The sequence below is a fragment of the Salinivibrio sp. ES.052 genome, from assembly GCF_900141775.1.
GTDB lineage: Bacteria > Pseudomonadota > Gammaproteobacteria > Enterobacterales > Vibrionaceae > Salinivibrio.
Genome location: NZ_FSRI01000001.1, coordinates 1546464 through 1568273 on the forward strand (window position 1 = coordinate 1546464; position 21810 = coordinate 1568273).

Annotated in this window: 21 protein-coding genes; 8 read left to right on the forward strand and 13 right to left on the reverse strand. The window is 51.5% G+C overall.

Annotated features, from left to right (window positions below):
* The first annotated feature begins 43 nt into the window (after nucleotides 1-43).
* Nucleotides 44-1033, forward strand: a complete 990-nt coding sequence (locus BUQ98_RS07090) for a GlxA family transcriptional regulator (RefSeq protein WP_074213131.1) — start codon at nucleotides 44-46, stop codon at nucleotides 1031-1033.
* A gap of 80 nt (nucleotides 1034-1113) precedes the next feature.
* Here the strand turns inward: BUQ98_RS07090 and BUQ98_RS07095 are convergent, their stop codons facing one another.
* From BUQ98_RS07095 to BUQ98_RS07110, 4 genes are all read right to left on the reverse strand, one after another.
* Complete coding sequence (locus tag BUQ98_RS07095) at nucleotides 1114-2667, reverse strand: BCCT family transporter (protein WP_254813888.1); 1554 nt, start codon at nucleotides 2665-2667, stop codon at nucleotides 1114-1116.
* A 227-nt stretch (nucleotides 2668-2894) separates the two neighbouring features.
* Entirely contained in the window at nucleotides 2895-3356 is a 462-nt protein-coding gene (locus tag BUQ98_RS07100) for a thioesterase family protein (RefSeq protein ID WP_074213133.1), read from the reverse strand.
* Nucleotides 3356-4312: an L-carnitine dehydrogenase gene (locus BUQ98_RS07105; protein WP_074213134.1), complete on the reverse strand. Its 957-nt coding sequence runs from the start codon at nucleotides 4310-4312 to the stop codon at nucleotides 3356-3358. The genes BUQ98_RS07100 and BUQ98_RS07105 overlap by 1 nt, the downstream gene beginning before the upstream one ends.
* Nucleotides 4309-5220 (reverse strand): beta-keto acid cleavage family enzyme, encoded by a 912-nt coding sequence (locus BUQ98_RS07110; RefSeq protein ID WP_074213135.1) that lies wholly within the window; start codon nucleotides 5218-5220, stop codon nucleotides 4309-4311. The genes BUQ98_RS07105 and BUQ98_RS07110 overlap by 4 nt, the downstream gene beginning before the upstream one ends.
* A gap of 752 nt (nucleotides 5221-5972) precedes the next feature.
* On the opposite strand from BUQ98_RS07110, the gene BUQ98_RS07120 reads away from it, so the two are divergent.
* Both BUQ98_RS07120 and BUQ98_RS07125 read left to right on the forward strand, forming a co-directional pair.
* Nucleotides 5973-6293, forward strand: coding sequence for a hypothetical protein (locus BUQ98_RS07120; RefSeq protein ID WP_077457292.1), 321 nt, complete (start codon nucleotides 5973-5975; stop codon nucleotides 6291-6293).
* Nucleotides 6294-6481: 188 nt separating this feature from the next.
* Nucleotides 6482-6724 (forward strand): addiction module antidote protein, encoded by a 243-nt coding sequence (locus BUQ98_RS07125; protein WP_254813889.1) that lies wholly within the window; start codon nucleotides 6482-6484, stop codon nucleotides 6722-6724.
* Between the two features lie 82 nt (nucleotides 6725-6806).
* Here the strand turns inward: BUQ98_RS07125 and BUQ98_RS07130 are convergent, their stop codons facing one another.
* The 6 genes from BUQ98_RS07130 to BUQ98_RS07155 form a co-directional block, all read right to left on the reverse strand.
* Nucleotides 6807-8162: an RNA-directed DNA polymerase gene (locus BUQ98_RS07130; protein WP_074213137.1), complete on the reverse strand. Its 1356-nt coding sequence runs from the start codon at nucleotides 8160-8162 to the stop codon at nucleotides 6807-6809.
* On the reverse strand, nucleotides 8155-8730 hold the full coding sequence (locus BUQ98_RS07135; RefSeq protein ID WP_074213138.1) for an SLATT domain-containing protein: 576 nt from the start codon (nucleotides 8728-8730) through the stop codon (nucleotides 8155-8157). Before BUQ98_RS07135 ends, BUQ98_RS07130 begins: the two co-directional genes overlap by 8 nt.
* A gap of 290 nt (nucleotides 8731-9020) precedes the next feature.
* The gene (locus BUQ98_RS07140) at nucleotides 9021-9443 is read right to left on the reverse strand and encodes a CBS domain-containing protein (RefSeq protein ID WP_074213139.1); all 423 of its coding nucleotides are present in this window, start codon (nucleotides 9441-9443) and stop codon (nucleotides 9021-9023) included.
* Nucleotides 9440-9790, reverse strand: a complete 351-nt coding sequence (locus BUQ98_RS07145; RefSeq protein ID WP_069587355.1) for a P-II family nitrogen regulator — start codon at nucleotides 9788-9790, stop codon at nucleotides 9440-9442. Before BUQ98_RS07145 ends, BUQ98_RS07140 begins: the two co-directional genes overlap by 4 nt.
* Before the next feature lie 9 nt (nucleotides 9791-9799).
* Nucleotides 9800-10582: a DUF1538 domain-containing protein gene (locus BUQ98_RS07150; protein WP_074213140.1), complete on the reverse strand. Its 783-nt coding sequence runs from the start codon at nucleotides 10580-10582 to the stop codon at nucleotides 9800-9802.
* Nucleotides 10579-11304, reverse strand: a complete 726-nt coding sequence (locus BUQ98_RS07155) for a DUF1538 domain-containing protein (protein ID WP_074213141.1) — start codon at nucleotides 11302-11304, stop codon at nucleotides 10579-10581. Before BUQ98_RS07155 ends, BUQ98_RS07150 begins: the two co-directional genes overlap by 4 nt.
* Nucleotides 11305-11530: 226 nt before the next feature.
* Between BUQ98_RS07155 and BUQ98_RS07160 the strand changes: the two genes are divergently transcribed.
* Nucleotides 11531-12427, forward strand: coding sequence for a TIGR01777 family oxidoreductase (locus BUQ98_RS07160; RefSeq protein ID WP_074213142.1), 897 nt, complete (start codon nucleotides 11531-11533; stop codon nucleotides 12425-12427).
* A gap of 129 nt (nucleotides 12428-12556) precedes the next feature.
* Here BUQ98_RS07160 and BUQ98_RS07165 read toward each other — a convergent pair whose 3' ends face one another.
* Both BUQ98_RS07165 and BUQ98_RS07170 read right to left on the reverse strand, forming a co-directional pair.
* Nucleotides 12557-14998 (reverse strand): ABC transporter permease, encoded by a 2442-nt coding sequence (locus tag BUQ98_RS07165; protein ID WP_074213143.1) that lies wholly within the window; start codon nucleotides 14996-14998, stop codon nucleotides 12557-12559.
* The gene (locus BUQ98_RS07170; protein ID WP_074213144.1) at nucleotides 14988-15674 is read right to left on the reverse strand and encodes an ABC transporter ATP-binding protein; all 687 of its coding nucleotides are present in this window, start codon (nucleotides 15672-15674) and stop codon (nucleotides 14988-14990) included. Before BUQ98_RS07170 ends, BUQ98_RS07165 begins: the two co-directional genes overlap by 11 nt.
* Here BUQ98_RS07170 and tesA point away from each other — a divergent pair.
* The 3 genes from tesA to BUQ98_RS07185 all read left to right on the forward strand — a co-directional run bounded on the left by tesA (nucleotide 15673) and on the right by BUQ98_RS07185 (nucleotide 18426).
* Nucleotides 15673-16287, forward strand: coding sequence for a multifunctional acyl-CoA thioesterase I/protease I/lysophospholipase L1 (tesA, locus tag BUQ98_RS07175; RefSeq protein WP_074213145.1), 615 nt, complete (start codon nucleotides 15673-15675; stop codon nucleotides 16285-16287). The genes BUQ98_RS07170 and tesA overlap by 2 nt on opposite strands.
* Before the next feature lie 29 nt (nucleotides 16288-16316).
* Nucleotides 16317-17144: an SDR family oxidoreductase gene (locus BUQ98_RS07180; protein ID WP_074213620.1), complete on the forward strand. Its 828-nt coding sequence runs from the start codon at nucleotides 16317-16319 to the stop codon at nucleotides 17142-17144.
* Between the two features lie 427 nt (nucleotides 17145-17571).
* Nucleotides 17572-18426, forward strand: a complete 855-nt coding sequence (locus BUQ98_RS07185) for a co-chaperone YbbN (protein WP_074213146.1) — start codon at nucleotides 17572-17574, stop codon at nucleotides 18424-18426.
* Between the two features lie 4 nt (nucleotides 18427-18430).
* On the opposite strand, the gene cueR is transcribed toward BUQ98_RS07185, so the two are convergent.
* Nucleotides 18431-18892 carry a Cu(I)-responsive transcriptional regulator gene (gene cueR / locus BUQ98_RS07190; protein WP_074213147.1) on the reverse strand — a complete coding sequence of 154 codons (462 nt, stop codon included), beginning with the start codon at nucleotides 18890-18892 and terminating at the stop codon, nucleotides 18431-18433.
* Between the two features lie 103 nt (nucleotides 18893-18995).
* Between cueR and BUQ98_RS07195 the strand changes: the two genes are divergently transcribed.
* A complete protein-coding gene (locus BUQ98_RS07195) occupies nucleotides 18996-21800 on the forward strand; it encodes a cation transporter (protein WP_074213148.1) in 2805 nt (934 codons plus the stop codon).
* Nucleotides 21801-21810: the final 10 nt, after the last annotated feature.

A 21810-nucleotide genomic window follows, 5' to 3' on the forward strand; every position in this document is an offset into this window, starting at 1 on the left:
CCAGTCATCATACTCTCCCCATTTTTACGCTTAGTGTGCGGTCATGCGTCTTGAATACACCGGCCCGATGCCAGAATGTATCGGCTTTCTTTTACTGCCCCGCTTCTCGATGATGGCCTTTTTCTCTGCCGTCGAGCCACTGCGTATTGCCAACCAAATCAGTGGCGAAGCGCTATTTGATTGGCAAATGATCAGTGAAGATGGCAAACCGGTGAAGGCCTCTAACGGCATGTCACTGCTGGCTGACAAAGCGATTGATGCGGTGCATGACCTGCCCTCGCTGGCCGTGTGTAGCGGGTTCGATCCTGAAGCCTATTTAAGCCGCCCCTTAATGCGCTGGCTGCACCGTCTTGATGCGGCGGGGTGCGCGCTCGGCGGGCTCGATACCGGCTGCTTTTTGCTAGCCGCTGCCGACTTGCTTAAAGGGGAACGTGTCACCTTGCATTGGGAAAGCCTGCCCTCGTTTCAAGAGCGCTTCCCGGAGGTGAAAACCTCAGATGAGCTATTTGAACTGGGACCGCGGCGCTTCTCATGCGCGGGGGGCGCAGCTGCGATGGACATGGCACTGGATGTGATTGCGCGTCGTCACGGCACCCAACTAGCCATCGACGTCTCTGAGCAGCTGGTGCACGAGCGCATTCGTACTCGGCGCGATCAGCAGCGCATGACACTCGCCCGCCGTTTAGGCACCCATCGACGACGTCTGGTCGAAGCGGTGGATGTGATGGAACGCCATATAGAATCGCCCCTGTCTTTGGCCGAGGTGGCTCAGCGCAGCGGTATTTCACTTCGTCATTTGCAACGGCTTTTCGACAGCGAGCTAAAACAGTCCCCGCGAAGCTGGTATGTGGGATTAAGGCTAGAGCGAGCCCGTTACTTGCTAAAAGAAACCGATCTCGATGTGTTATCCGTGGGGTTGGCGTGTGGCTTTAGCTCAAGCTCGAGTTTTTCCCGCGCGTTTCGCACCCATTACGACGTGTCGCCGCGCCAGATGCGCAAAGCCCAAAACCAGCCGCTCACCCCGCCACCTTAATCAGCAACGGAATGAGCAGCTTGTCTCGCGGTTAGCGCGTCACGGTGCGACGCCTTAAACCGCTATTTGTTGACGACTCGCTATTTTTTAGCGGCCACTAGCGAGCGGCGCGATTCACCAAACAGCGAGATCAGCACCCCGGCAGTCATCACCAGGATCACCACGCTCAGTGGCAAGGCAGCGGCGATCAACGCCGTCTGTAGCGCTTTAAGGCCACCGGCCATCAGCAGCGTCGCCGCCACCAAGCCAATCACCACGCCCCAGATAATGCGGAAACGCCGCGGCGGCTCTTCGTCACCCAGAGATAAGATGGTTGTCAGCACCAGGGTGCCTGAGTCCGACGAGGTCACAAACCAGCTCATCAGCAAGAACACCATCAAGGCCGAGAGTATCCAGCCGAACGTTCCCGTACCAACAATGCCATCGGCAGCCGCAAACAGAGCCGCTGGTAATTCCCAAGCATTGACTAAGTCAATAATGCCGGCACTACCCACGCCGCCACTGGCATACAGCTCCTGATAAATCGCATTGCCGCCAAAAATCACCAACCAGACAAAGATCAGCAAGGTGGGCACAAACAACACGCCCAGCACGAACTCACGTAGCGTCCGCCCTTTGGAAATACGCGCAATAAACAGACCCACGAACGGTGCCCAAGCCAGCCACCAGCCCCAATAGAAAATGGTCCAGGCCTGCTGCCACTCCACCGTGCCAGGCTCATCGGCAAACCACAGCCCCATCGGGATAAAGTTAATCGCATAGTCGAGCAAAGTCTCGCCGAACGCGCTGATCAGCCACAGTGTGGGGCCGCCAATCAAAAAGATACCGACTACCAGCACCGATACCCAAATGTTCATCTGGGAGATAATACGGATCCCGCGGCGCACCCCGGAGACTGCCGACATAATCGAGATCGCCGAAATCACTGCAATCAAGATCAACTGCGTCGACAAACCGGAGGTGATACCGATCAGGCGCTCCAGCCCCACCGCCATTTGACTGACGCCAAGCCCGAGCGAAGTCGCGACGCCGAACACGCAGCCCAGCACCCCGAGGATATCGAAAAGATGCCCCCAGACGCCGTAAATGCGCTCGCCAATAAAAGGATAAAGCGCCGAGCGCAGCGCCAAAGGCAGTTGCTTACGGTAGGCAAAATACGCCAGCGACATGCCGACAATCACATAAATAGCCCAACCATGCAGGCCCCAGTGGAACACGGTGACCCGCAGCGCATCAATGGCGCGCTCGTAGCCAATGGCGGCCGCGCCAGCCATATCCGCGTGAGGGTTATTGGGATAGCCAAATCCGCCGGTGTTATCGAGGTAAAAAATCGGTTCGGCCACCCCAAAAAACAGGATGCCGATACCGATGCCAGCAGAGAACAGCATCGAGAACCAAGAGAAGTTACTAAACTCCGGACGACTGTCGTCAGGGCCAAGGCGCACGTTGCCGTACTTACTGAAAACAATAAAGCCGCACACGGTCAATAACAGCATCACGGTGACCAGGTAGTAACCACTAAAGGTGCTTTCAATCCAGGTGCGCGTCGTACCAAACAGGACACTGGCCGTCTCCGATTGAAAGCCGGTGAATAACACAAAAGCGAGCACCAGCAGTGCAGAGCAAATGGTCATGCCACGGTGCATGCCTTGGAAAAAGCCATCCTGAGCAAGCTCGGTGACGGTATAATCGGTCGATACTTCAGCCTGGTGGCTGTCACGACGCTTGGGTGAGTGTGGTGGGGTTGGCGTAGCGATAATAAATCCTCCTTGAGCCGGAAGTCGGGCCGGCGATCCCGTTAACCGCTCAGCCTCTACTGAGCGGGACTTGATAACTCTTTAGCGCCCGATGGCAACGTGGTTCAATGCCGCTTGGGTAACCCGATACGACGGCCGGCACTCTCGGGCCAATCACTCTCAACCGCGCAAGGCAGGGTCTCAATGAGGCTGGCGACAACATCCGGAAACGGCGCGGGACGACCGGTTTGCGTATCGATGCCCATCAGCATCTGCTCGCTGGTGGCCAGTACCTCACCTTGGGTATCACACATTTGCATAAACACATGCAGGCGCTTTTGATCACGCGCTAACACGGTCACGTCGACCACCAAGGTCTGCCCTTGATGCGCCTCACGTCGGTAACACAAATGGGTTTCGAGGGTATAAATCGTGTAGCGATGCTGGGTGCGGCCTGCGTCATCTAAGCCAATGGTGGCCATTAGCGCATCGACACCCAGCGAGAACACACGCGCGTACTCGGCGTCGTTCATGTGCCCGTTATAATCGACCCATTCTGGCGCCACGTCTATCTTTAATAGTGCCATTAGATGCGCCCTTCCAAACCTTCAGCCTCGGGCCAGTACTTCTGCGCCAAGTCTAAAAGCTCGACCAAGAAGGCATCACGGCGACGGTCTAGCTCAGAGACGGGACGACCCGCGGCTTGGTGTTCACAGCCGTCGACCACTTTATCAATCAGATCATCGGTCAGCTCAGGCGCTTCGAGCTTGGTCCACGGCAGTTTTAGCGCCGGGCCGAATTGCTCTAGCATATGGCGCATACCCTGCTCGCCACCGGCCAGATGGAAGGTTAAGAAGGTGCCCATCAGCGACCAACGCAAGCCACAGCCGTAAACCACCGCGGCATCAATCTCCTCGGTAGTGGCCACCCCATCGTTAACCAGGTGCAAGGCTTCACGCCACAGCGCTTCCATTAAACGGTCAGCAATGTGCCCCTCGATTTCACGCTTAACCACCAAGGGACGCATTGCCAATTCTTGGTAGAGTGCATGGGCGCGATCAATCTGATCCGATTGAGTGGCTTCGCCGCCCACCAATTCCACTAACGGCAGCAGATACACCGGATTAAAAGGATGCGCGACGATGACGCGTCCAGGAAGATGATCACAATCACTCTGCAGCTCGGTAGGCTTAAAGCCAGAGGTCGATGAGCCAATAATCGCGTTTGGCGCCGCAGCCGCATCAATTGCCGCCAAGGTCTCACGCTTAATATCAATGCGCTCCGGCACGTTCTCTTGAACCAGATCGGCCTCTTTCACCGCCTGCTCAAGGCTATCAACAAAGGTTAACCGAGCAGGATCTGCGTCTTCAGCAAGGCCTAGCTTTTCTAACGATGGCCAGGCATTGGCCACGAAGGCACGGGTGCGAGTAGGCGCTTGTGGGTCGGGATCATAAGCAACCACGTCCCAGCCTTGCGCCAAAGCGCGCGCAATCCAACCATTACCAATCACGCCAGTGCCGATGACCGCTAACTGCTTACTCATTGGTCACCTCCTTCAACCGGTTTACCGGTTTTAGGGTCAACCAGTTTCAGCGCGGCGCGCGTTTGTGCAGGGGTCATAATACGACCGCCGAGGTTTTCAATGATGGTGCTCGCCTTTTCTACCAAGCCGCCGTTGGTCGCCATTACCCCTTTTTCTAGGTAGAGGTTATCTTCCAAGCCCACGCGCGCATGGCCACCCAGCAACATGGCTTGTGCGACCATCGGCATCTGGTGGCGACCAATTCCAAACGCCGCCCAGTTGGCGTTTTCCGGCAACTTATTGCGCATGGCCAGCATGGTTTCGGTGTCCGCTTCCGCGCCCCATGGAATGCCTAAGCAAAGCTGAAACAGCGGATCGCCCTCGAGCAAACCTTCTTTTTGTAGCTGACGCGCAAACCAAACGTGGCCTAAGTCAAAGCACTCCAGCTCTGCTTTCACGCCCGCGGCCTGGACCATACGGGCTTGCTCACGCAGCCAGTCAGCGGTGTTAATGTACACCATGTCGCCAAAATTCAGGCTGCCGCAATCTAAGGTACAAAGCTCAGGCAAGAGCTCGCCCACTGGCGCATGGCGCTCGGCTGGGGTTTGCATATCGGTGCCCGGGCCACCACGGCTTGGGTCTTGGGCATCCGGCACCCAATCCCCGCCACCACCGCCGGTGATGTTCATGACAATATCGACGTCTGATTCGCGAACACGTTCCATCACCTCACGAAAGTGATCAATGTTGTGGCTAATGCCGCCCGTTTCAGGATCACGCACGTGAATATGAGCGACACTGGCACCAGCACGCGCCGCCTCAATACAGTTGTCGGCAATCTGTTTTGGCGTGATTGGCACATTGGGGTTTTTGCCCGTGGTATCGCCCGCACCGGTGACGGCGCAGGTAAGAATGACACTGCGATTCATGTTCGGCCTCTTGTCGCTTGATTAAACTGGCCACAGTGTGTCGGGAATACCACGCCACAACTTGACACTAAGCGACATAAAAGACGCATAAAGAGACATTATGGGAAGTTAATGTTGTAAGGTGTGGGATGAAGTTCAACTTAGCCAAAGCGGTGGAAAGCAAGATAAACATCAAGTCTTTTTGTTAATTAAAAGATATTGATCTTTAAATTTTTGATAAAAAATTGAAAAAATAATTCCAATTAGAAAATATGAGATATCAATTCAAAAAAACACCAATGCAGTCACTTTTAGCCAAAACAGTTGGTATATTTAGGCATCAATCCCATATATGAAATCATATTAGGAAAAACAATCATGCCAGCTCATTACATTTTATCGAAGAGGATTTATGAGTAAATCTGACAAATACCTTTCATTAATCACATTCTTATTTATCACTCTCGCTATATCACTGACTAGTGGCTATCAATACATTGGTGATTTTGTAGAGAAAGGATTAAGCGCACTAAGCATGTTCATCGGCTACTTTGTCCTTATCGCATTGTTTTCCATTTATAAAGACGTATCTTTGTTTACTAAAAAACAGCTGATGTCCATTGCTTTTCTATCAGTATTCATCACACTCGCGTCTTATATCTATCCATATTTTAAATACTCAGAGCAAAACCCAAGCGACCTAATGTCAACTTTTATCTATGACGTTGTAATAAACGTGATAATTTTTACTCTTCTCTTTAAGGAATCAAAGCGTGAACGTAGCTAAAATCGTCTCTGAGCTGAGAGCTGGCGCACCATTTTTTACCCTATTCAAAATGATGAAGGGAGTTTTTGATGATAAATACGAAGCTGAAAAACTCTATAAAGAACTAATACCGGTGCTTCAGGACTTTTTAATGCAAGGTCGACGATTTAACGATCCGCAAGTTCAGCATTTAGTCAATATTTTAAGAGAACTGCCGCAGTATGGTGCGCAAAGAAGGAACTTTGAGAAGCTTTACTTGCAAGACGAGTATGGCTTGAGAAAGCTACCCAAAGATCCAAATGACATACCCTATGGGCACTGGCATTAAGAATCAGGCGATGTAACGTTAATCATCTCTGACGACGTATCAGTCGCTGGTAGGCCTCCAAGCTCAACATACTGAAATGCTCAAGCCCGCGCTGAAAAGTGCGGGCTTTTTGGTATTAGGCGCACTCAAAACAAATTACGAATAAGCTACACTCAAGCGGTAATCTGGTGCCAAGGAGAGACAGACCGATGCTAACCGCTCCAAACGCAAAGCTTCTCACTTTTGACTCAGCGGCGTTCTTGGACGATAAAGAAGCGCTTCAAGCCTACTTAGACGAAGCGGTGCAAACGGGCGATCCCGCATTTATCGCCGATGCACTGGGTGTGATCGCACGCGCTAAAGGAATGGCAGATATCGCCAAGCAAACTGGTCTTTCACGGGAAACGCTCTACCGCACACTCGGCCAAAAAGGCAATCCCTCGAGGCACTGATAGCGATTGTGAATGCGTTAGGGGTGGCGTTGAGGCTTTATTCCTGGAAAGCAGGTAACAAACTTGTAATGGTTTATAAACCCTAAGAAAATGACGTGATATCTGTTTCCATCGCTCTTACCTCACGATTAATAATCGACCAGAACGCACTTTTAAGATCTTGATCTGTAAGTTTCACCTTATGAGGTCTAGTTCCTCTATCATAAGCTACAACCTCTCTCATGCTTTTATAATTATATTCATCGAAATTGGGAAAGTAACTGCTCTCCCACTTTTCATGTTTTATAACATGAATAGCACGAGTAAGCTTTTTCACCCCCTTATATTCAACTCGATGTCTAGCACAAAGATTTTTTATCATATTATCCATTTCAAAGAGCATAGGCATATCATTCATTTCTGAAAAGAAAAAAAGCCAACCTTTTCTCTTTCCATTAGATATACACCCTGTGATTCTTAGGTTTAATTTCCAAAAAAGTAGAGCCTTAGATTTTTTCTTTCCAGCATTTGCGTACAGAGTAAAAATAGAGGCAATCGAGTCTTGAAATCTTTTTCGGCTCGAACCCCTAACAGAAATATTAGTTTTCTCTTTTTTATTAACTTCCTTTGTTTTTACATCACAATTATATAGGTATCCTAGATAAGAAAACTCATTAAGAATACTTTTAACTTCAGTTTTACCATCAGAATTATTTTTTTCATGAATAGATAAGTTTATGCTTTCCACTTTATCTTTGAACTCTTTGTATATAGCTTCAGAACTGGAGCTACTACAAAATATTAGAACATCATCGACATATCTCTTGTAGAAAAAAGGCCTACCTTTAAAGCTTTCGTCTAGTTCTAAAAAGTATATTTCAGCAAGAATGTTTGATATCGACAACCCTTGAGGGATGCCACATTCATTTAAAGATTTCTTTTTAAAACCATTTTTTACTGCACTTTCTATTAAAGTTATTGCCTCTTTTTCAATACCTAATACTTTTAGCTTTTCCTCAAGAATAGAGTGATCTATGCTAGGATAGAAATCCTTTATATCTATTTTAATAACTTTCTCATATTTTTCAGAGTTAATGGCTAATTTAACCTCTCTAGTTACCTGCTGCGGAACTTTCATACTCAACCTATCAGATAATCTCCTATGAAGGTAACCCTGCAGAGTCTTAAGAGTAATTCTATCTCTTAGCGTAGGTATTGCAATCTGCCTAGGAAGTTTATTTGCTCCTTTTAATATAAGCTTCTCTTTATACCTAGTGAATTTATACTCTTCAAAATAGACTTTGCTTACAATCCTTGATAGTTCTTCATTCTGATTTCTAGAAAAATGCTTGGGTAAAATATTATCTACCCCTGTGACCTTTGTTTGGCTAAAGCTATCAATATATATACGTCTTAGGTTTTCTAAAGTGAAAGTATTAGATATAGATTGGCTAGTCATAATAGTTCATAAAAAAAATGAGGTTTAAAACAGGAAAAACAAAAAGGAAAACAGGAAGAAAAAAGTCCCAAAATATAAGAAAATAGTATATAAAAAAGTCTTTCCCACATGGTATTATGGTAAGGCTTGATTTTTCTACAGAATTCTGATAAACATCAACTTTTGCTCTCAAAAAGTCCAGTGAAGTATGATTTTCACAAGAGTCCAATACTTTCGTATAATTTTTAAAATGTTCATCATCCATCCTTTCACTTTTACATTTCTTTTTTGAATTCAAGATCATATATATTCGTTGCAACTCAATATATCCAGCTTTAAAACTATTAGCTCTTTCTCTAAAACGTCCTAAGGAGCTGAATAACGAGAAGCCAAAAACAAAAACTGAGAAGCAGACAAAAACCTTAGATATTATCTCAGGTTGCTTTTCACCAATAAATATTATGGAAGAGGCGACTCCCAAAAGGGAGTACCAGAACATAAAAAAATCTGAATATCGGGCATGTTTAAGTAGACGCTCTTCTGCTTTTATCCAACATTTCCTTGTCCACCAAACATTATCTTTATTCATTTACTCCTCCTAAAAGAGCTCCGCTGGGAAAACTTTGAGACCGTTAACGCCTCTAAGTCTTTACTTGAGGCTACTGCCACCTTCATGACAGTAAGCGATAGAATCGCCTCTTGATTAGAGCCACCTCCACTCTATCTAAGGGAGGCTTATTCAGTCACACACCAGCGGAGCTAGAATAAATACTAGCAGCTGTAAAAAGTCCATACAATTGAAAAAGTAAACGTGAGTGACTATGGATTTTTTAAACAAACGTAAATCAATAAATACAGTGGAAGTTCATATCCTCCCCCCTAATCCTTCCTATGCTGACTCTCCACTTCTTCGGCGAGCATGCCGTAGATCACGATCAGGTTATAACTGACCATGCCGAGGACTTGGCCGTTTTCGATCACGGGGGCGCGGCTAATGCCGAAGCGTTCGAATAAACGGGCGCAGTATTTCACATTCATATTGGGAGAGACGCTGAGCGCGGGTTTGGTCATAATTTCATAAACATTCACCCGTGATGGCGCGCGGTTTTTGGCGAGCACTTTTTTGGCAATGTCGTTCATTAACACAATGCCGAATTCATCATGCTCATCGCGTTTATTGACGATAATCGCTTTCACTTCTTGTTCGCGCGCAATGCGGATCGCTTCTTCGACCGTGGTGAGCCCATCAATACACACGGCATTGGCATGCATCACATCTCTTACCGTTTTATGTTGTTTCATAACTCGTCCTTCACCACTTCGGTTAATTCTCGCATTTGGTGGGCCACGCCCACGGCATCTTCCACATCAATTTGCACCGCGATGCCACTGCCGGAGGTGGCATCAAACTCGCCCACGTCATTAATGGTTTCGAGTATGGCGCGTGATAAGTGCTCTTCCACCAGGAAGATGGCCACGTCTCGCTGCACATCCAGCGTCAGCCCTAAAAAGGTTTTCTTTTTCACCAAGCCTTCGCCACGCGCGTTGTTAATAATGGTCGCGCCGGTGGCACCGGCCTGTCTGGCGGCGTCGAGCACCGCATCAGTTTTGGCATCTTCAATAAACGCCATGATTAATTTGAACCGCATAGGCTCTCCTTACGATGAACGCTGTGCGTGCTTTTTCTGTAAATAGGCTGTGATTTGGGCATAGCCCATCACGGTGATCATCGGAAACAAACTGGCAAACGCAATTAAGCCAAACCCGTCAAGCATCGGGTTTCTTCCCGGTACGGTAGAGGCTAGCCCCAACCCCAGCGCCGTCACCAAAGGCACGGTCACGGTTGAGGTGGTCACCCCTCCAGAATCATAGGCCAAAGGCACGATAAACGGCGGGGCAAAATAGGTTTGGATCACCACCACCACATAGCCGGTGATGATGTAATAATGGAGCGAATCGCCCACCACAATGCGGTAGCACCCCAAGGCAATCCCCATCGACACGCCGAGCGCCACCGAGGCGCGTAAACCGTTTACCCGGATCGCCCCGCCCGAGACTTTGGCGGCTTTAATGGCCACAGCGATCAATGAGGGCTCAGCCACTGTGGTGCTAAAACCTATCGCTGCGGCAAACAGATACACCCAGTAATAGGCTTGCCAGTCGATCTCGCCGCCTGCTTTGAGCGCTGCGCCGACAAAATCGGGAGCGGTCAGCTGCTCGGCCATCGACGATCCCAGTGGGAACAGCGCCAGCTCTAGCCCCATTAAAAACAGGCTTAAGCCGAGAATGACATAGAAAAAGCCGAGAAAGATCCGTTTGGGATTGTTAAGCGCTTTGCGCAATACAAACAGCTGAAAGCCAAAGATGATCGCGATAATCGGGATCACATCGCGCACGGTGGAGAAAAAGGTGTCGAGAAACAGGGTGAGTGGATTGTTCATGCCACCACCATGCCGTAGGCCATCACGAAGATCATCGGTGACAGAGAGGCAAAGGCAATCAAGCCAAAGCCATCCACCATAGGATTACGCCCTTTGATCACGGTTGCCAGCCCCACCCCGAGCGCGGTGACCAATGGCACTGTAATCGTGGAGGTGGTTACCCCACCCGAGTCGTAGGCGATGCCGATAATACTCGGCGGTGCGACCATAGTCATTGCCACCACCAGCAAGTAGCCGCCAATGATTAAACGATGAATCGGCCAACCTTTCATGATTCGCACCACACCCAGCACAATCGCAAAGCCGACCGAGAGCGCCACCGTCAGCCGCAAGCCGTTGGCATAGTTGTCTTTGGCCGCTTCGCTGGTGTGTATCATCCCGCCATTGGCGGCGACATCTGCCGCCTCTGCCGCCACCGCGGTGAGTGCGGGTTCGGCAATGGTGGTGCCAAAGCCGAGCAAAAACGCGAACGCAATCAACCAGCCTAAGCTACCTTTATGGGCAAGGGAGTGCGCCATCGATTCGCCAATCGGAAATAGCCCCATGTCTAAGCCGTATACAAATAAGGTCAGCCCCACGACCACCAGCACCAACCCAAAGGTAATTGAAATCCAATTGGGCAGCGGTTGTTGCAGAACAATCACTTGAAAAAAGCCAATCACTAGGATGATGGGTAACAGATCGCGAAAGCTTCCTAGCAATGATTTGAATAACGCTTGCATGTAGGCGACATGACTCCCTGCGTAATAAAATGAAAAACACACCTTTTATGTGCCTATTTATGTTAGCACTCCCACTTTGGCGTGCGAGGGGCAGAAGAGAAAACTGCGCGATCAAACCGATTTTGGTTGCGGTACGTAACAGGATACAAAGCAATCACTTGCGCTAAGTCTAAAACCCTCTTAGCGTTACCTATATCACCCTTTACCCGACGTTAGGACATCAGGCATGAAACTCTTAATCACTGGCGGCACTGGCCTGATTGGTCAGGCGCTAATTCCGCGCTTGCTGACCGAGCATCAAATCACGGTGTTATCGCGTTCCAAGCAAAAGGTCACCCAGTGCTTTGGCGATAAGGTCACGCCGTTAGAACGGCTTGATGATCTCCCTCACCTGAATGATATTGATGCAGTTATTAACCTAGCAGGCGAGCCGATTGCCGATAAACGCTGGAGTGAGCAGCAAAAAGGGATTATCTGCACCAGCCGCTGGGGGTTAACCGAAAAGCTGGTCGAGAAAATTCATGCCAGCAGCACCCCACCTCACACCTTTATTAGCGGCTCGGCAGTGGGTTACTACGGCGATCAGCAAGACCGCAGCTTTGATGAAACCTTGATGGTGCATGCCGATGACTTTCCGCAACATGTGTGTCATCACTGGGAAAAAATTGCCCTTAAGGGCGCGTCGCAAGAAACACGCGTCTGCTTGCTGCGCACTGGCGTGGTGTTAAGCGCTGACGGCGGCGCACTAAAGCGGATGATGCTGCCGTATAAGCTTGGGCTGGGCGGCCCGATTGGTAAGGGGCAGCAGTATATGCCGTGGATCCATATTGATGATATGGTCGGCGCGATTATCCACCTGCTCACTACCCCTGAGCTCAAAGGGCCGTTTAATTGCACCGCGCCAGAGCCGGCCACTAACAAGCAATTTAGCCAAGCACTCGCCCATGCGTTAAAGCGTCCGCATGTGTTCTTTGTTCCTACAGTGGCGATTAAAGCCATGATGGGGGAAGCCTCTCAGCTCCTACTGGATAGTCAACGTGCCCTGCCCCATGCGTTAGAGGATGCGGGCTTTCAGTTCCAGTACCCCAAGGTGGAAGAAGCCATGCAGTCACTTTTTAAATAGCGGCCCTTTCCTTTCCCGCCAGCGTGTTGCTAGCCAGATTTTGCTAGACGTTGTACACAAAAAAGCGGGTATCAATTCTCTTGATACCCGCTTTGCTATGTTTGAAACGAGAAGGCTTACCGCCCCCTGTTAACGCCGTTGCGGGTCAATCAGTTTACGCAGCATCGAGGCGACAGTGACAAACACCAGCGCCACCGCCAACACCGGCAACACCGCCCAGAGCTCAGGATGCAGGCGTACCTCCATTTCAAAGCCCCATTTCAGCAGGCCAACCATCGCCGCTTCTGCGCCGAGCACTGCCATTAAGCCCGATACGAAGGCCATCACACCGTATTCGCTCCACAAGGTGCGTTGAATACGGGTGCGGCTGGCGCCCAAGGTGCGATAGAGGTTTATCTCCTGCTGGCGTTCGCTCAGGCTGATACGCAGCAAAGTCAGTAGCAGCAGCAAGCCGCTGATCACCGCCAGCCCCGCCAATACCGAGAGCGACAAGCCAATTTGACGCAAAATCGACTGAATACGGCTGCTCATGGTGCGCAAATCAAGCAGCGTGACGGTCGGATACTCCCGTGCTAAGCGATTGAGCAGCGGCGTTTGTGATTCATCGAGCCTGAAGCTCACCAGCCAGTTGGCCGGTTTGTCGGCGAGCGTCTCGCGGTCGAAAATAAAGTAGAAGTTAGGCCGCATATTGCGCCACTCGACTTCACGAATCGAGTTCACCGTGGCGGTAAAGTCTTGGCCGGTCACGCTAAAGGTCAGGCTATCGCCAATCTCAATCTCCAAACGCTCGGCAATGTCGGCCTCTACCGACACGCCATTCTCGGTTGGCCAGTCTCCGGCAATCACCTCGTTGTGCGACGGCAAGCTGTCACGCCAGGTAAAATTAAGCTCGCGGCGCAAGGCCTCATCCGCTTCATCGCGCTCGGCCTCGTCGGTTGGGAGCTGATAACGCTCACCGTTTTTGCCCACCAGCCGGCCACGCACGATGGGGTAGGCATCGGAGCGCATTAGGCTGGCTTCGTCGAGTTCACTCACATAGTCTTGCTGCTCACTCGGGGCGATATTCAGCGCAAACACATTAGGCGCATCGGGCGGCAGCATCCGTCCCCAATCGGCAAGCAAATCGGTGCGCAGCAGCCAGATAATCGCCAAGAGCATAAAGGAGATCGCCAGCGCCCCTAACTGCACGCTGCTAGCCAGTTTGTTGCGGGTAATTCGGCTTAAGGCGAGCTTGACCGACGGCGCACGCACCCGTGATTTCACCAACCGGAGCAGGCCTAACCCTGCCAGCGCTAGCAAGACGATCATCACCGCCATCGCCCCCAGCACTGTCCATAGCAAGGTGTTGTCAAACGCCCACAGCGCAAGCGCCCCCACCGGTATCGCAATCAAAACAGCCGCGGTGCCACGACGGCGACGTCCGATGGCAGCCTGCGATTGCACGGCGGCCAACGCGGGCGCATCCAGCAGTTTCAGCAGCGGCACACCCAAGGCAGGCAGCGCCACCAACAGCGCGACACCGGGCGCGAGTACCCAAGGCACCCAGCCATAGCTTGGTAATGGCGAGGGCAGCACATCGGTCAGCGGCAAGCGCAAGAGCACTTCAAGCGTATAACCGGCGGCCAAGCCCACGGTGGTGGCAAGGACAAACAATAAGGTTAACTGCCGTGCCAACCAGCGCCGCACCCATTGCTGGCTAGCGCCGAGGCTTTTTAGCATCGCCACCAAGTCCGCACGGCTTTTGGCATAGTGCTGACAAGTTAAGGTTAACGTCGCCGCGGCCATCACAATCACCAGCACCACGGTTAATGACAAGTACTGACGGCTGCGATCCAGCATATCGCCGGTGCGATCGGAGGTGTTTTCATCCACCCAGCGCTCGCCATCTTGCAGCGTGTAGCTGGCTTTGGCTGCACTTAAGCTGGGCTCGTCACCGGTTAAAAAGTAGCGATAACGCACCCGGCTGCCTTCACGCACCACGCCCGCAGCCGGCACATCATCGCGATGCATCATCACCGCCGGCATTTGGCTAAAGGGGTTAAACGACAGCTCCGGCTCAGCGGCCAATGTGCCGCTGACGTTCAGATCGAGATTACCAATCGAGACGGTGTCACCGGGTTTGACGCTCAGCAAACTGAACACCCGCTCAGACAGCCATAGCTCACCGGGTTGAATGCGTCGGTCACCGCCAATCGCTTGGCCGTTTTGCTCCAGCACTAAGTCGCCACGCAGCGGATAAAGGCTATCCACCGCTTTTACGCTGACCAGCTGCATTTTTTGCTCGCTGAACGCCATGGTGCCAAAGCGGGTTTGTGCAGATACCGTGGCGCCGGCTTGTTTAAACGCATCAATTTGTTCGGTGTTAAGCGGCTGGCGAGTGCGCAATACGGTATCGGCAGCAATCAGATTGCGCCCTTGCTGGGTGAGCACGTTTTCAATGCGGTCGGCCAATGCCGACAGCGCAAACACACAGGTGATGATCAGCGCCAGCGCCACCGCCACTGGCCAAATTTGCCCGTGTAACAGTTCGCGCCACGCCCAGCGGTTGAGTAGTCCGTTCTTACTCGCCATTCACTCGCTCCTGTAGTTTGCCGCTGTCCATCATCAAAGTACGCTGACAACGCTTTGCCAGCGCCGGATCGTGGGTGACCAACACCAAGGTGGTGCCATGCTTTTCGTTCAGCTCAAACAGTAAGTCGATGATGGTCGCCGCGGTTTTTTGATCGAGATTGCCAGTCGGCTCATCGGCAAACAGCACGTGCGGGCGAATAATAAATGCACGCGCCAAGGCTACTCGTTGTTGCTCCCCGCCAGAGAGTTGCGACGGCAAGTGGCTTTCGCGCCCTTGCAAGCCCACCGAGGCCAGCAGTTGCTTGGCGCGGGTTTCATCTTCTTCCTCACCGCGAATGGTCAGCGGCAGCATCACGTTCTCAAGCGCGTTCAGTGAGGGCACCAGTAAAAAACTTTGGAACACAAACCCCACCGATTCAGCACGCAGCGCCGCGCGCGCATCTTCATCCAAGGTGGAAAGCTTGTGGCCAAGCAGATCGACCTCGCCTTCACTGGGCGTATCTAATCCTGCAAGCAAAGTCATTAAGGTGGATTTTCCTGCGCCGGACACGCCCATTAATGCAATCGACTCGCCTGCCTCGATTTGTAGCGAGACATCCTGCAGAATGGTAAGCGGCTGTTCGCGTGTCACGACATGTTTTGCAATTTTTTCGGCTCGAATAACAGGAGAGGCCATGTTACGCATCCTTACTTTGTTGTGTTTTTTGTGGGTGAGCAGTGCCAGTGCACAAACGCTCCTTGTCCTTGGTGACAGCTTAAGCGCTGGCTACCAAATGGCGGCTGAACAAGCCTGGCCTGCTAAGCTACCGCGCGCGCTCAACGACCATGATGTCGAGGTTGAGGTGATTAACGCCAGCATTTCCGGCGATACCACCGCCAATGGCCTGCAGCGTCTGCCTCAGTTATTAGAGCGCCACCAGCCCGAATGGGTGCTGATTGAACTCGGCGGCAACGATGGCCTACGCGGTTGGCCATTTAATCGTATACGAGACAACCTTAAGCAATTGATCACTCAAACCCGCGCCGCCGATGCCACGCCTTTGTTGGTACAAATCCAAATCCCACCTAATTATGGTCAGCGCTATGCACAAGGATTTGCTGATATTTATCCTACACTGGCAGAGCAAACACAAACCCCCTTGCTGCCCTTTTTTATGGAGACTGTGATCCAAAAGCCTGAATGGATGCGTGATGATGGCATTCACCCGATGCCGGCCGCACAACCTTGGATTGCTGATTTTATGGCGGAAAAGCTCACGCCTTATTTGTCTGACGCAACCGAATCATGAATGAGGATCTTATGGACACTGCCTCACCGCTGAATAACGCCATTTTAATCACCGGCTGTTCTACCGGCATCGGCTATGCCTGCGCCAAAGCCTTGCATGAGCAAGGACACACGGTGATCGCCAGTTGCCGAAAGGCTGACGATGTCAGCCGTTTACAGCAAGAAGGCCTAACTTGTATTCAGTTAGATGTGTCAGACACGGCCAGCATCAACCAAGCGGTCGGAACCGTCGAGCAAATGACGGGCGGCAAACTCTTTGCGCTGTTTAATAACGGCGCTTACGGCCAACCCGGCGCGCTGGAAGATTTGCCCACCGACGCCTTACGCGCCCAGTTTGAGACCAATGTATTTGGCTGGCACCATTTAACCCAAGCCTTGTTGCCGATGCTGCTGAATTACGGCGAGGGACGCATTGTGCAAAACAGCTCGGTGCTGGGTATCGTGGCATTGAAATACCGCGGCGCGTATAACGCCAGCAAATTTGCCCTCGAAGGCTGGACCGACACCCTGCGCTTAGAGCTCAGCGACACGCCGATTAAGGTGAGCTTGATTGAGCCCGGCCCGATTGAAACCGCGTTTCGTGCCAATGCACTCAGCGCCTTTAAACATTGGGTAGACCCTAATAAAAGCCGTCATCAACAGGCCTACCAAGCCCAACTTGACCGCCTTGCGGCGGATGAGGGCGGCAACAAATATACCCTGCCCGCCGACGCGCTCGTTGCACCACTGACGCATGCCTTGTTCTCGCCTCGTCCCAAGATACGTTATCGGGTCACTCAGCCCACGGTGTGGATGGCGGTTCTAAAACGCGTGTTACCCAGCCGTTGGCTGGATCGGGTATTGCTCAAAGGCGGTTGATGCAACAGCAAAAAAATCGCTAAAAAAGCGTGGTTGCTGTCGCATTTGTCATACTTTTGTCATAGACGCGATGTAATCTTGGTTGCACTGGTGGGAAACGCTCGACTTGTAATAAGTGGTCGCTCTTTGTCCTGCGAGATCGAAACAATACTGACAATAACAAAATAAAAGGAGCCAGCTGATGACCTTGCATCAACTGAACTGGCTCTGCTTGAGCGTCGCTTTGTGCGTGGTGCTCGTGTTGTAACCCGCACTTGTCATCATTGATGACTTCGCTTGCAGACCAACGAAATAAGCCACCATTTAGGTGGCTTTTTCGTTTTCCCCCATTCCCTTCAGCTTCACGCGCAATTAGCAGGCCAGTTGCTTGAATTTCTAAGCGTTTGCCCCCACTCTTAATGGCAAATCCATTTCGTCAGGATCCATGATGAACGCAAATTACATCGTCGAATTAACTGAGCATAACTTTCAGCAAATTTTAGAGTCATCATCACACGCGCCTGTGCTGGTGTACTTTTGGGCCAATATGATGCCTGAAAGCGTGGAGCTGAAAACTATCGTGGAACAAATCGCCTACGACAGTCATGGCACCTTTACACTCGCCACTATTGACTGTGAAGCCCAACAATTAATTGCTTCCCAATTTGGCGTACGAGCCCTGCCGACCCTCGCCTTATTTAAAGATGGCCAGCCCGTTGATGGTTTAGCTGGCCCACAAAACGAAGACACCGTACGTGAGATGCTGAATAAGCACCTGCCGAGCCCGGAAGATCAGGCCTTTGAGCAAGCGCGCCAGCTCATGGCCGAAGGCAACTACACCGATGCTTTGGTGATTTTAAAGCCTCTGGAAACCAGCCACGGAGATAAAGGTGAGTATAAATTGGCAGTCGCTGAGTGCTTGGTCGAAACCCATCAATTTGACGCGGCACAGGCCCTACTGGACACCGTGCTGATGCAAGATCAGGACGCGACCTACAAAGGACTGATCGCTAAAATTGAATTGCACCATCAAGCGGCCGATGCACCTGAAATTCGTCGCCTGCAGTCTGCATTGGAAGAAAACCCAGATGATGCCAACGTGGCGTATGAACTCGCTATACAGTTTAATCAAATCAATCGCAGTGAAGATGCGCTTGAGTTGCTCATGGGCATTATACGTCGAGACATGAACTATGCCGACGGCGATGCCAAAAAGACGTTAATGGATATTCTAGCCGCACTCGGCCAAGGCAATGAAATCGCCTCACGCTACCGTCGCCAGCTTTATTCGCTACTTTACTGATCCTTTAATTGACAAGTGACGATGCTGCGACCGACGAGCAGCAGCTTGAGGCATCGGCGTCTAAATCGCCTAGCTCACTGTCACCGCGTAGTGCTTCGATAATCGGGCACTGCGCGTCACCATCGCCCGGACACGCTTGAGTTAAGGCGTGCAGGGTGGTTTTCATCGCCGCTAACTCTGCAATTTTCTCATCAATTTCAACAAGTTTACTCTCCGCACGTGCTTTGACATCCGCACTGCGTAAAGACGGATCGCGCGATAACGCCAACAAGCCGGCACTTTCTTCCAAGGTAAAACCTACCAGCCGCGCACGGCGAATCATTTGCAACTCACTGACATGTTGCTCTCGATAATCTCGGTAACCATTCTCGGCACGGTGTGGCGGGGTGATCAGCCCTTTCTGCTCATAAAAACGAATGGTTTTAGTGGTTAAACCGGTTTTCTCTGCCACTTGTTGAATTTTCATTTTGCTCGCTTGACCTTCCAGTAGCTATAAGGTTTACAGTTTAGCCTAACTGAAATTGCGACAATCGCCAACATCGAAGCATGTCTGGTGGTAAGGAGAGGCAATGACCACGACTGATACTAACATCACCTATTACACTCTGCCGCTCAGCGGCTTAAGCTGCCAAGGGTGTGTGAAAAAAGTGACCAAAGCGCTTGAGGATATCGACGGGGTGCGCATTGAGGATATTGATACCCAGTCAGTCTCGCTAGAAATACTGGGGGAAAGCACTGAGTACCCACTGCGCCAGGCCGTCTCCGCGATTGAAGCGCTCGGCTATCAGGTCGGCGACCATCATCACTTCACCTTGATCGGGCTAAACTGCGGCCGCTGCGTGGCTAAAGTGGAAGAGACGCTAAATGCACAGCCCACGGTGTTTTCACACACAGTGAGTAAAACTGAGGCTCACGTGCACACCAGCTTGAGCGCCGGTGCCGTAATCAACATTATCGATCAACTTGGTTATCAAGCCACACTCGCGTCTGACAATGATGAAGCCATAAGCACTGACACTGAATCATCTTCAGAGGCGGACACCAATAACACCACGTTATGGGCCTCAGAGGCTACCCCATCATCCGTCGATGACTCGGTTCAATCAACCCGTACAGAGCCAACCCAAGCAGAGTCGACAAGCAAAACGACGCGTCAGCAATACGTGTTGTCTGGGATGACTTGTGCCAGTTGTGTGAGTAGTGTTGAAAACGCGATTCGTGGTGTCGATGGTGTCGCGAGTGTGAATGTGAATTTGGCCGAGCGTAGCGCGATCGTCAAAGGGCATGCCTCACCAGAGCGTATAGTCCACGCGGTACAAAACGCCGGTTATGGCGCTGAAAAAGTCGAAGATGATAATGATCGCCGCGAACGCCAGCAACACCAGCAAGCTGCCGAGTTAAAGAGCTTTAAACGCAGTACCATTGCCGGCTTAGGCCTCGGTGCACCGCTGATGGCTTGGGGCGTATTTGGTGGCAGCATGACCATTCAGTCTGCTCAGGATCAGTGGGCGTGGGGTGCCATTGCGGTAGTGACCCTCTTGCTCCTTGCAACCGGTGGCCGTCACTTCTTTGCCAATGCCTGGCAAGCACTGAAGCACAAACGTGCCACCATGGATACCTTGGTGGCACTCGGGACGGGTGCAGCATGGCTGTATTCTACCGCCGTGGTGCTTGCTCCGGCTTTGTTCCCCGAGCAAGCACGGCATGTTTATTTTGAAGCCTCAGCGATGATCATTGGTTTGATTAGCTTGGGCCATGCGATTGAAGCGCGCGCACGTGCCAATACCTCTAAAGCCCTTGACCAGCTGCTTGATTTGCAGCCACCCACAGCCTTAATCATTGAAAACGGAAAAGAAATAGAGCGTCCGCTTGATGAAGTGAAACAGGGAATGACACTGCGAGTTAAACCTGGCGCTAAGGTACCGGTTGATGGCGAAGTGGTTGATGGCAGCAGCTATATCGACGAATCCATGCTGACCGGTGAGCCTGTGCCTGTTCACAAAACAGCGGGAGACACGCTTCATGCCGGGACCGTGAACCAAAAAGGTGGCTTAACCTTTAAAGCGACCGGCGTCGGTAGCGATACCATGCTAGCGCGCATTATCGATTTAGTGCGCGAAGCACAAAGCAGTAAACCCGAGCTGGCCAAGCTTGCCGACCGCATTTCCGCAGTGTTTGTGCCCATCGTGGTGGCTATTGCGCTGATCACGGCAGCTATCTGGTATGTTGTCGGCCCTGAGCCATCGGTCAGCTATATGCTAGTCACCGCCACCACGGTATTGATCATCGCTTGTCCGTGCGCACTGGGCTTGGCCACGCCACTCTCTGTGACCGCTGCCGTCGGTCGCGCCGCCGAATTGGGGGTGTTAATCCGTGATGCGGATGCGCTGCAAACCGCTGCCAAAATCCACACCCTGGTGTTTGATAAAACCGGAACATTGACACGCGGCCAACCCGAAGTGACCCATGTAAAAGCGATTAACGGCGACCAAGAGCGTTTGATAGCAATCGCCGCCTCGCTAGAGCAGCATTCTGAGCATCCGCTGGCGCAGGCTATTGTTAATTATGCCAAGGCACAGGATCTCTCACTGCCAACATCAAACGACTTTAACAGCGAATCTGGCAAAGGGATCCAGGCACAGATCGATGGGACGCGCTACTTCATTGGCAACCAAGCGTGGATGGACGCACAAGGGATCGAGACTGCCTCCCATCAAAGCGATATCGACGCCATGACTCAGCGTGGCGAGACCGCCATCTATCTTGCCAATGCAGACAGTGTCCAAGCGCTGATTGGTGTCAGTGATCCTATTCGTGACGATGCCATTGAGGCGGTTGCCAACCTGCAATCGCAAGGGCTCGAAGTGATCATGCTCTCTGGTGACCATCCTGATACCGCCAATGCCATTGGTCGTCAGCTAGGCATTGATCATGTGATTGCTGGGGTGCTACCCGATGGTAAATCGGAACAAATTCAACACCTGCAACAGCAAGGCAAGCGTGTGGCGATGGTCGGCGATGGCATTAACGATGCCCCTGCACTCGCACAAGCCGATGTGGGTGTCGCCATGGGCAGTGGCAGTGATATTGCCATAGAAAGTGCGCAAATCACCTTGATGCACCAGCACCTAGGGGCATTGGCCAACGCGATTGCTTTGTCTCAAGCCGCCGTGCGCAATATGAAGCAGAACCTCTTTGGGGCCTTTATTTATAACACCTTAGGGATCCCAGTCGCGGCCGGCATCCTTTATCCCTTCACTGGCATGTTGCTCAGCCCGGTGATTGCAGGGGGCGCGATGGCGCTGTCTTCGATTACGGTTGTCACCAACGCCAATCGACTACGTTTTTTCAAAATAAAATCAAACGACACATAACAAGGAGCGA

What these genes read in the sequence shown, in the direction of transcription:
- BUQ98_RS07170 (WP_074213144.1), bottom strand. Translation starts at nt 15,674, where the DNA reads ATGGCCTCTCCTGTTATTCGAGCCGAAAAAATTGCAAAACATGTCGTG.
- tesA (WP_074213145.1), top strand. Translation starts at nt 15,673, where the DNA reads ATGTTACGCATCCTTACTTTGTTGTGTTTTTTGTGGGTGAGCAGTGCC.
- BUQ98_RS07110 (WP_074213135.1), bottom strand. Translation starts at nt 5,220, where the DNA reads ATGAATCGCAGTGTCATTCTTACCTGCGCCGTCACCGGTGCGGGCGAT.
- BUQ98_RS07185 (WP_074213146.1), top strand. Translation starts at nt 17,572, where the DNA reads ATGAACGCAAATTACATCGTCGAATTAACTGAGCATAACTTTCAGCAA.
- BUQ98_RS07150 (WP_074213140.1), bottom strand. Translation starts at nt 10,582, where the DNA reads ATGAACAATCCACTCACCCTGTTTCTCGACACCTTTTTCTCCACCGTG.
- BUQ98_RS07130 (WP_074213137.1), bottom strand. Translation starts at nt 8,162, where the DNA reads ATGACTAGCCAATCTATATCTAATACTTTCACTTTAGAAAACCTAAGA.
- BUQ98_RS07165 (WP_074213143.1), bottom strand. Translation starts at nt 14,998, where the DNA reads ATGGCGAGTAAGAACGGACTACTCAACCGCTGGGCGTGGCGCGAACTG.
- BUQ98_RS07140 (WP_074213139.1), bottom strand. Translation starts at nt 9,443, where the DNA reads ATGAAACAACATAAAACGGTAAGAGATGTGATGCATGCCAATGCCGTG.
- BUQ98_RS07090 (WP_074213131.1), top strand. Translation starts at nt 44, where the DNA reads ATGCGTCTTGAATACACCGGCCCGATGCCAGAATGTATCGGCTTTCTT.
- BUQ98_RS07095 (WP_254813888.1), bottom strand. Translation starts at nt 2,667, where the DNA reads ATGACCATTTGCTCTGCACTGCTGGTGCTCGCTTTTGTGTTATTCACC.
- BUQ98_RS07125 (WP_254813889.1), top strand. Translation starts at nt 6,482, where the DNA reads ATGCTAACCGCTCCAAACGCAAAGCTTCTCACTTTTGACTCAGCGGCG.
- BUQ98_RS07100 (WP_074213133.1), bottom strand. Translation starts at nt 3,356, where the DNA reads ATGGCACTATTAAAGATAGACGTGGCGCCAGAATGGGTCGATTATAAC.
- BUQ98_RS07105 (WP_074213134.1), bottom strand. Translation starts at nt 4,312, where the DNA reads ATGAGTAAGCAGTTAGCGGTCATCGGCACTGGCGTGATTGGTAATGGT.
- BUQ98_RS07145 (WP_069587355.1), bottom strand. Translation starts at nt 9,790, where the DNA reads ATGCGGTTCAAATTAATCATGGCGTTTATTGAAGATGCCAAAACTGAT.
- BUQ98_RS07195 (WP_074213148.1), top strand. Translation starts at nt 18,996, where the DNA reads ATGACCACGACTGATACTAACATCACCTATTACACTCTGCCGCTCAGC.
- cueR (WP_074213147.1), bottom strand. Translation starts at nt 18,892, where the DNA reads ATGAAAATTCAACAAGTGGCAGAGAAAACCGGTTTAACCACTAAAACC.
- BUQ98_RS07135 (WP_074213138.1), bottom strand. Translation starts at nt 8,730, where the DNA reads ATGAATAAAGATAATGTTTGGTGGACAAGGAAATGTTGGATAAAAGCA.
- BUQ98_RS07160 (WP_074213142.1), top strand. Translation starts at nt 11,531, where the DNA reads ATGAAACTCTTAATCACTGGCGGCACTGGCCTGATTGGTCAGGCGCTA.
- BUQ98_RS07155 (WP_074213141.1), bottom strand. Translation starts at nt 11,304, where the DNA reads ATGCAAGCGTTATTCAAATCATTGCTAGGAAGCTTTCGCGATCTGTTA.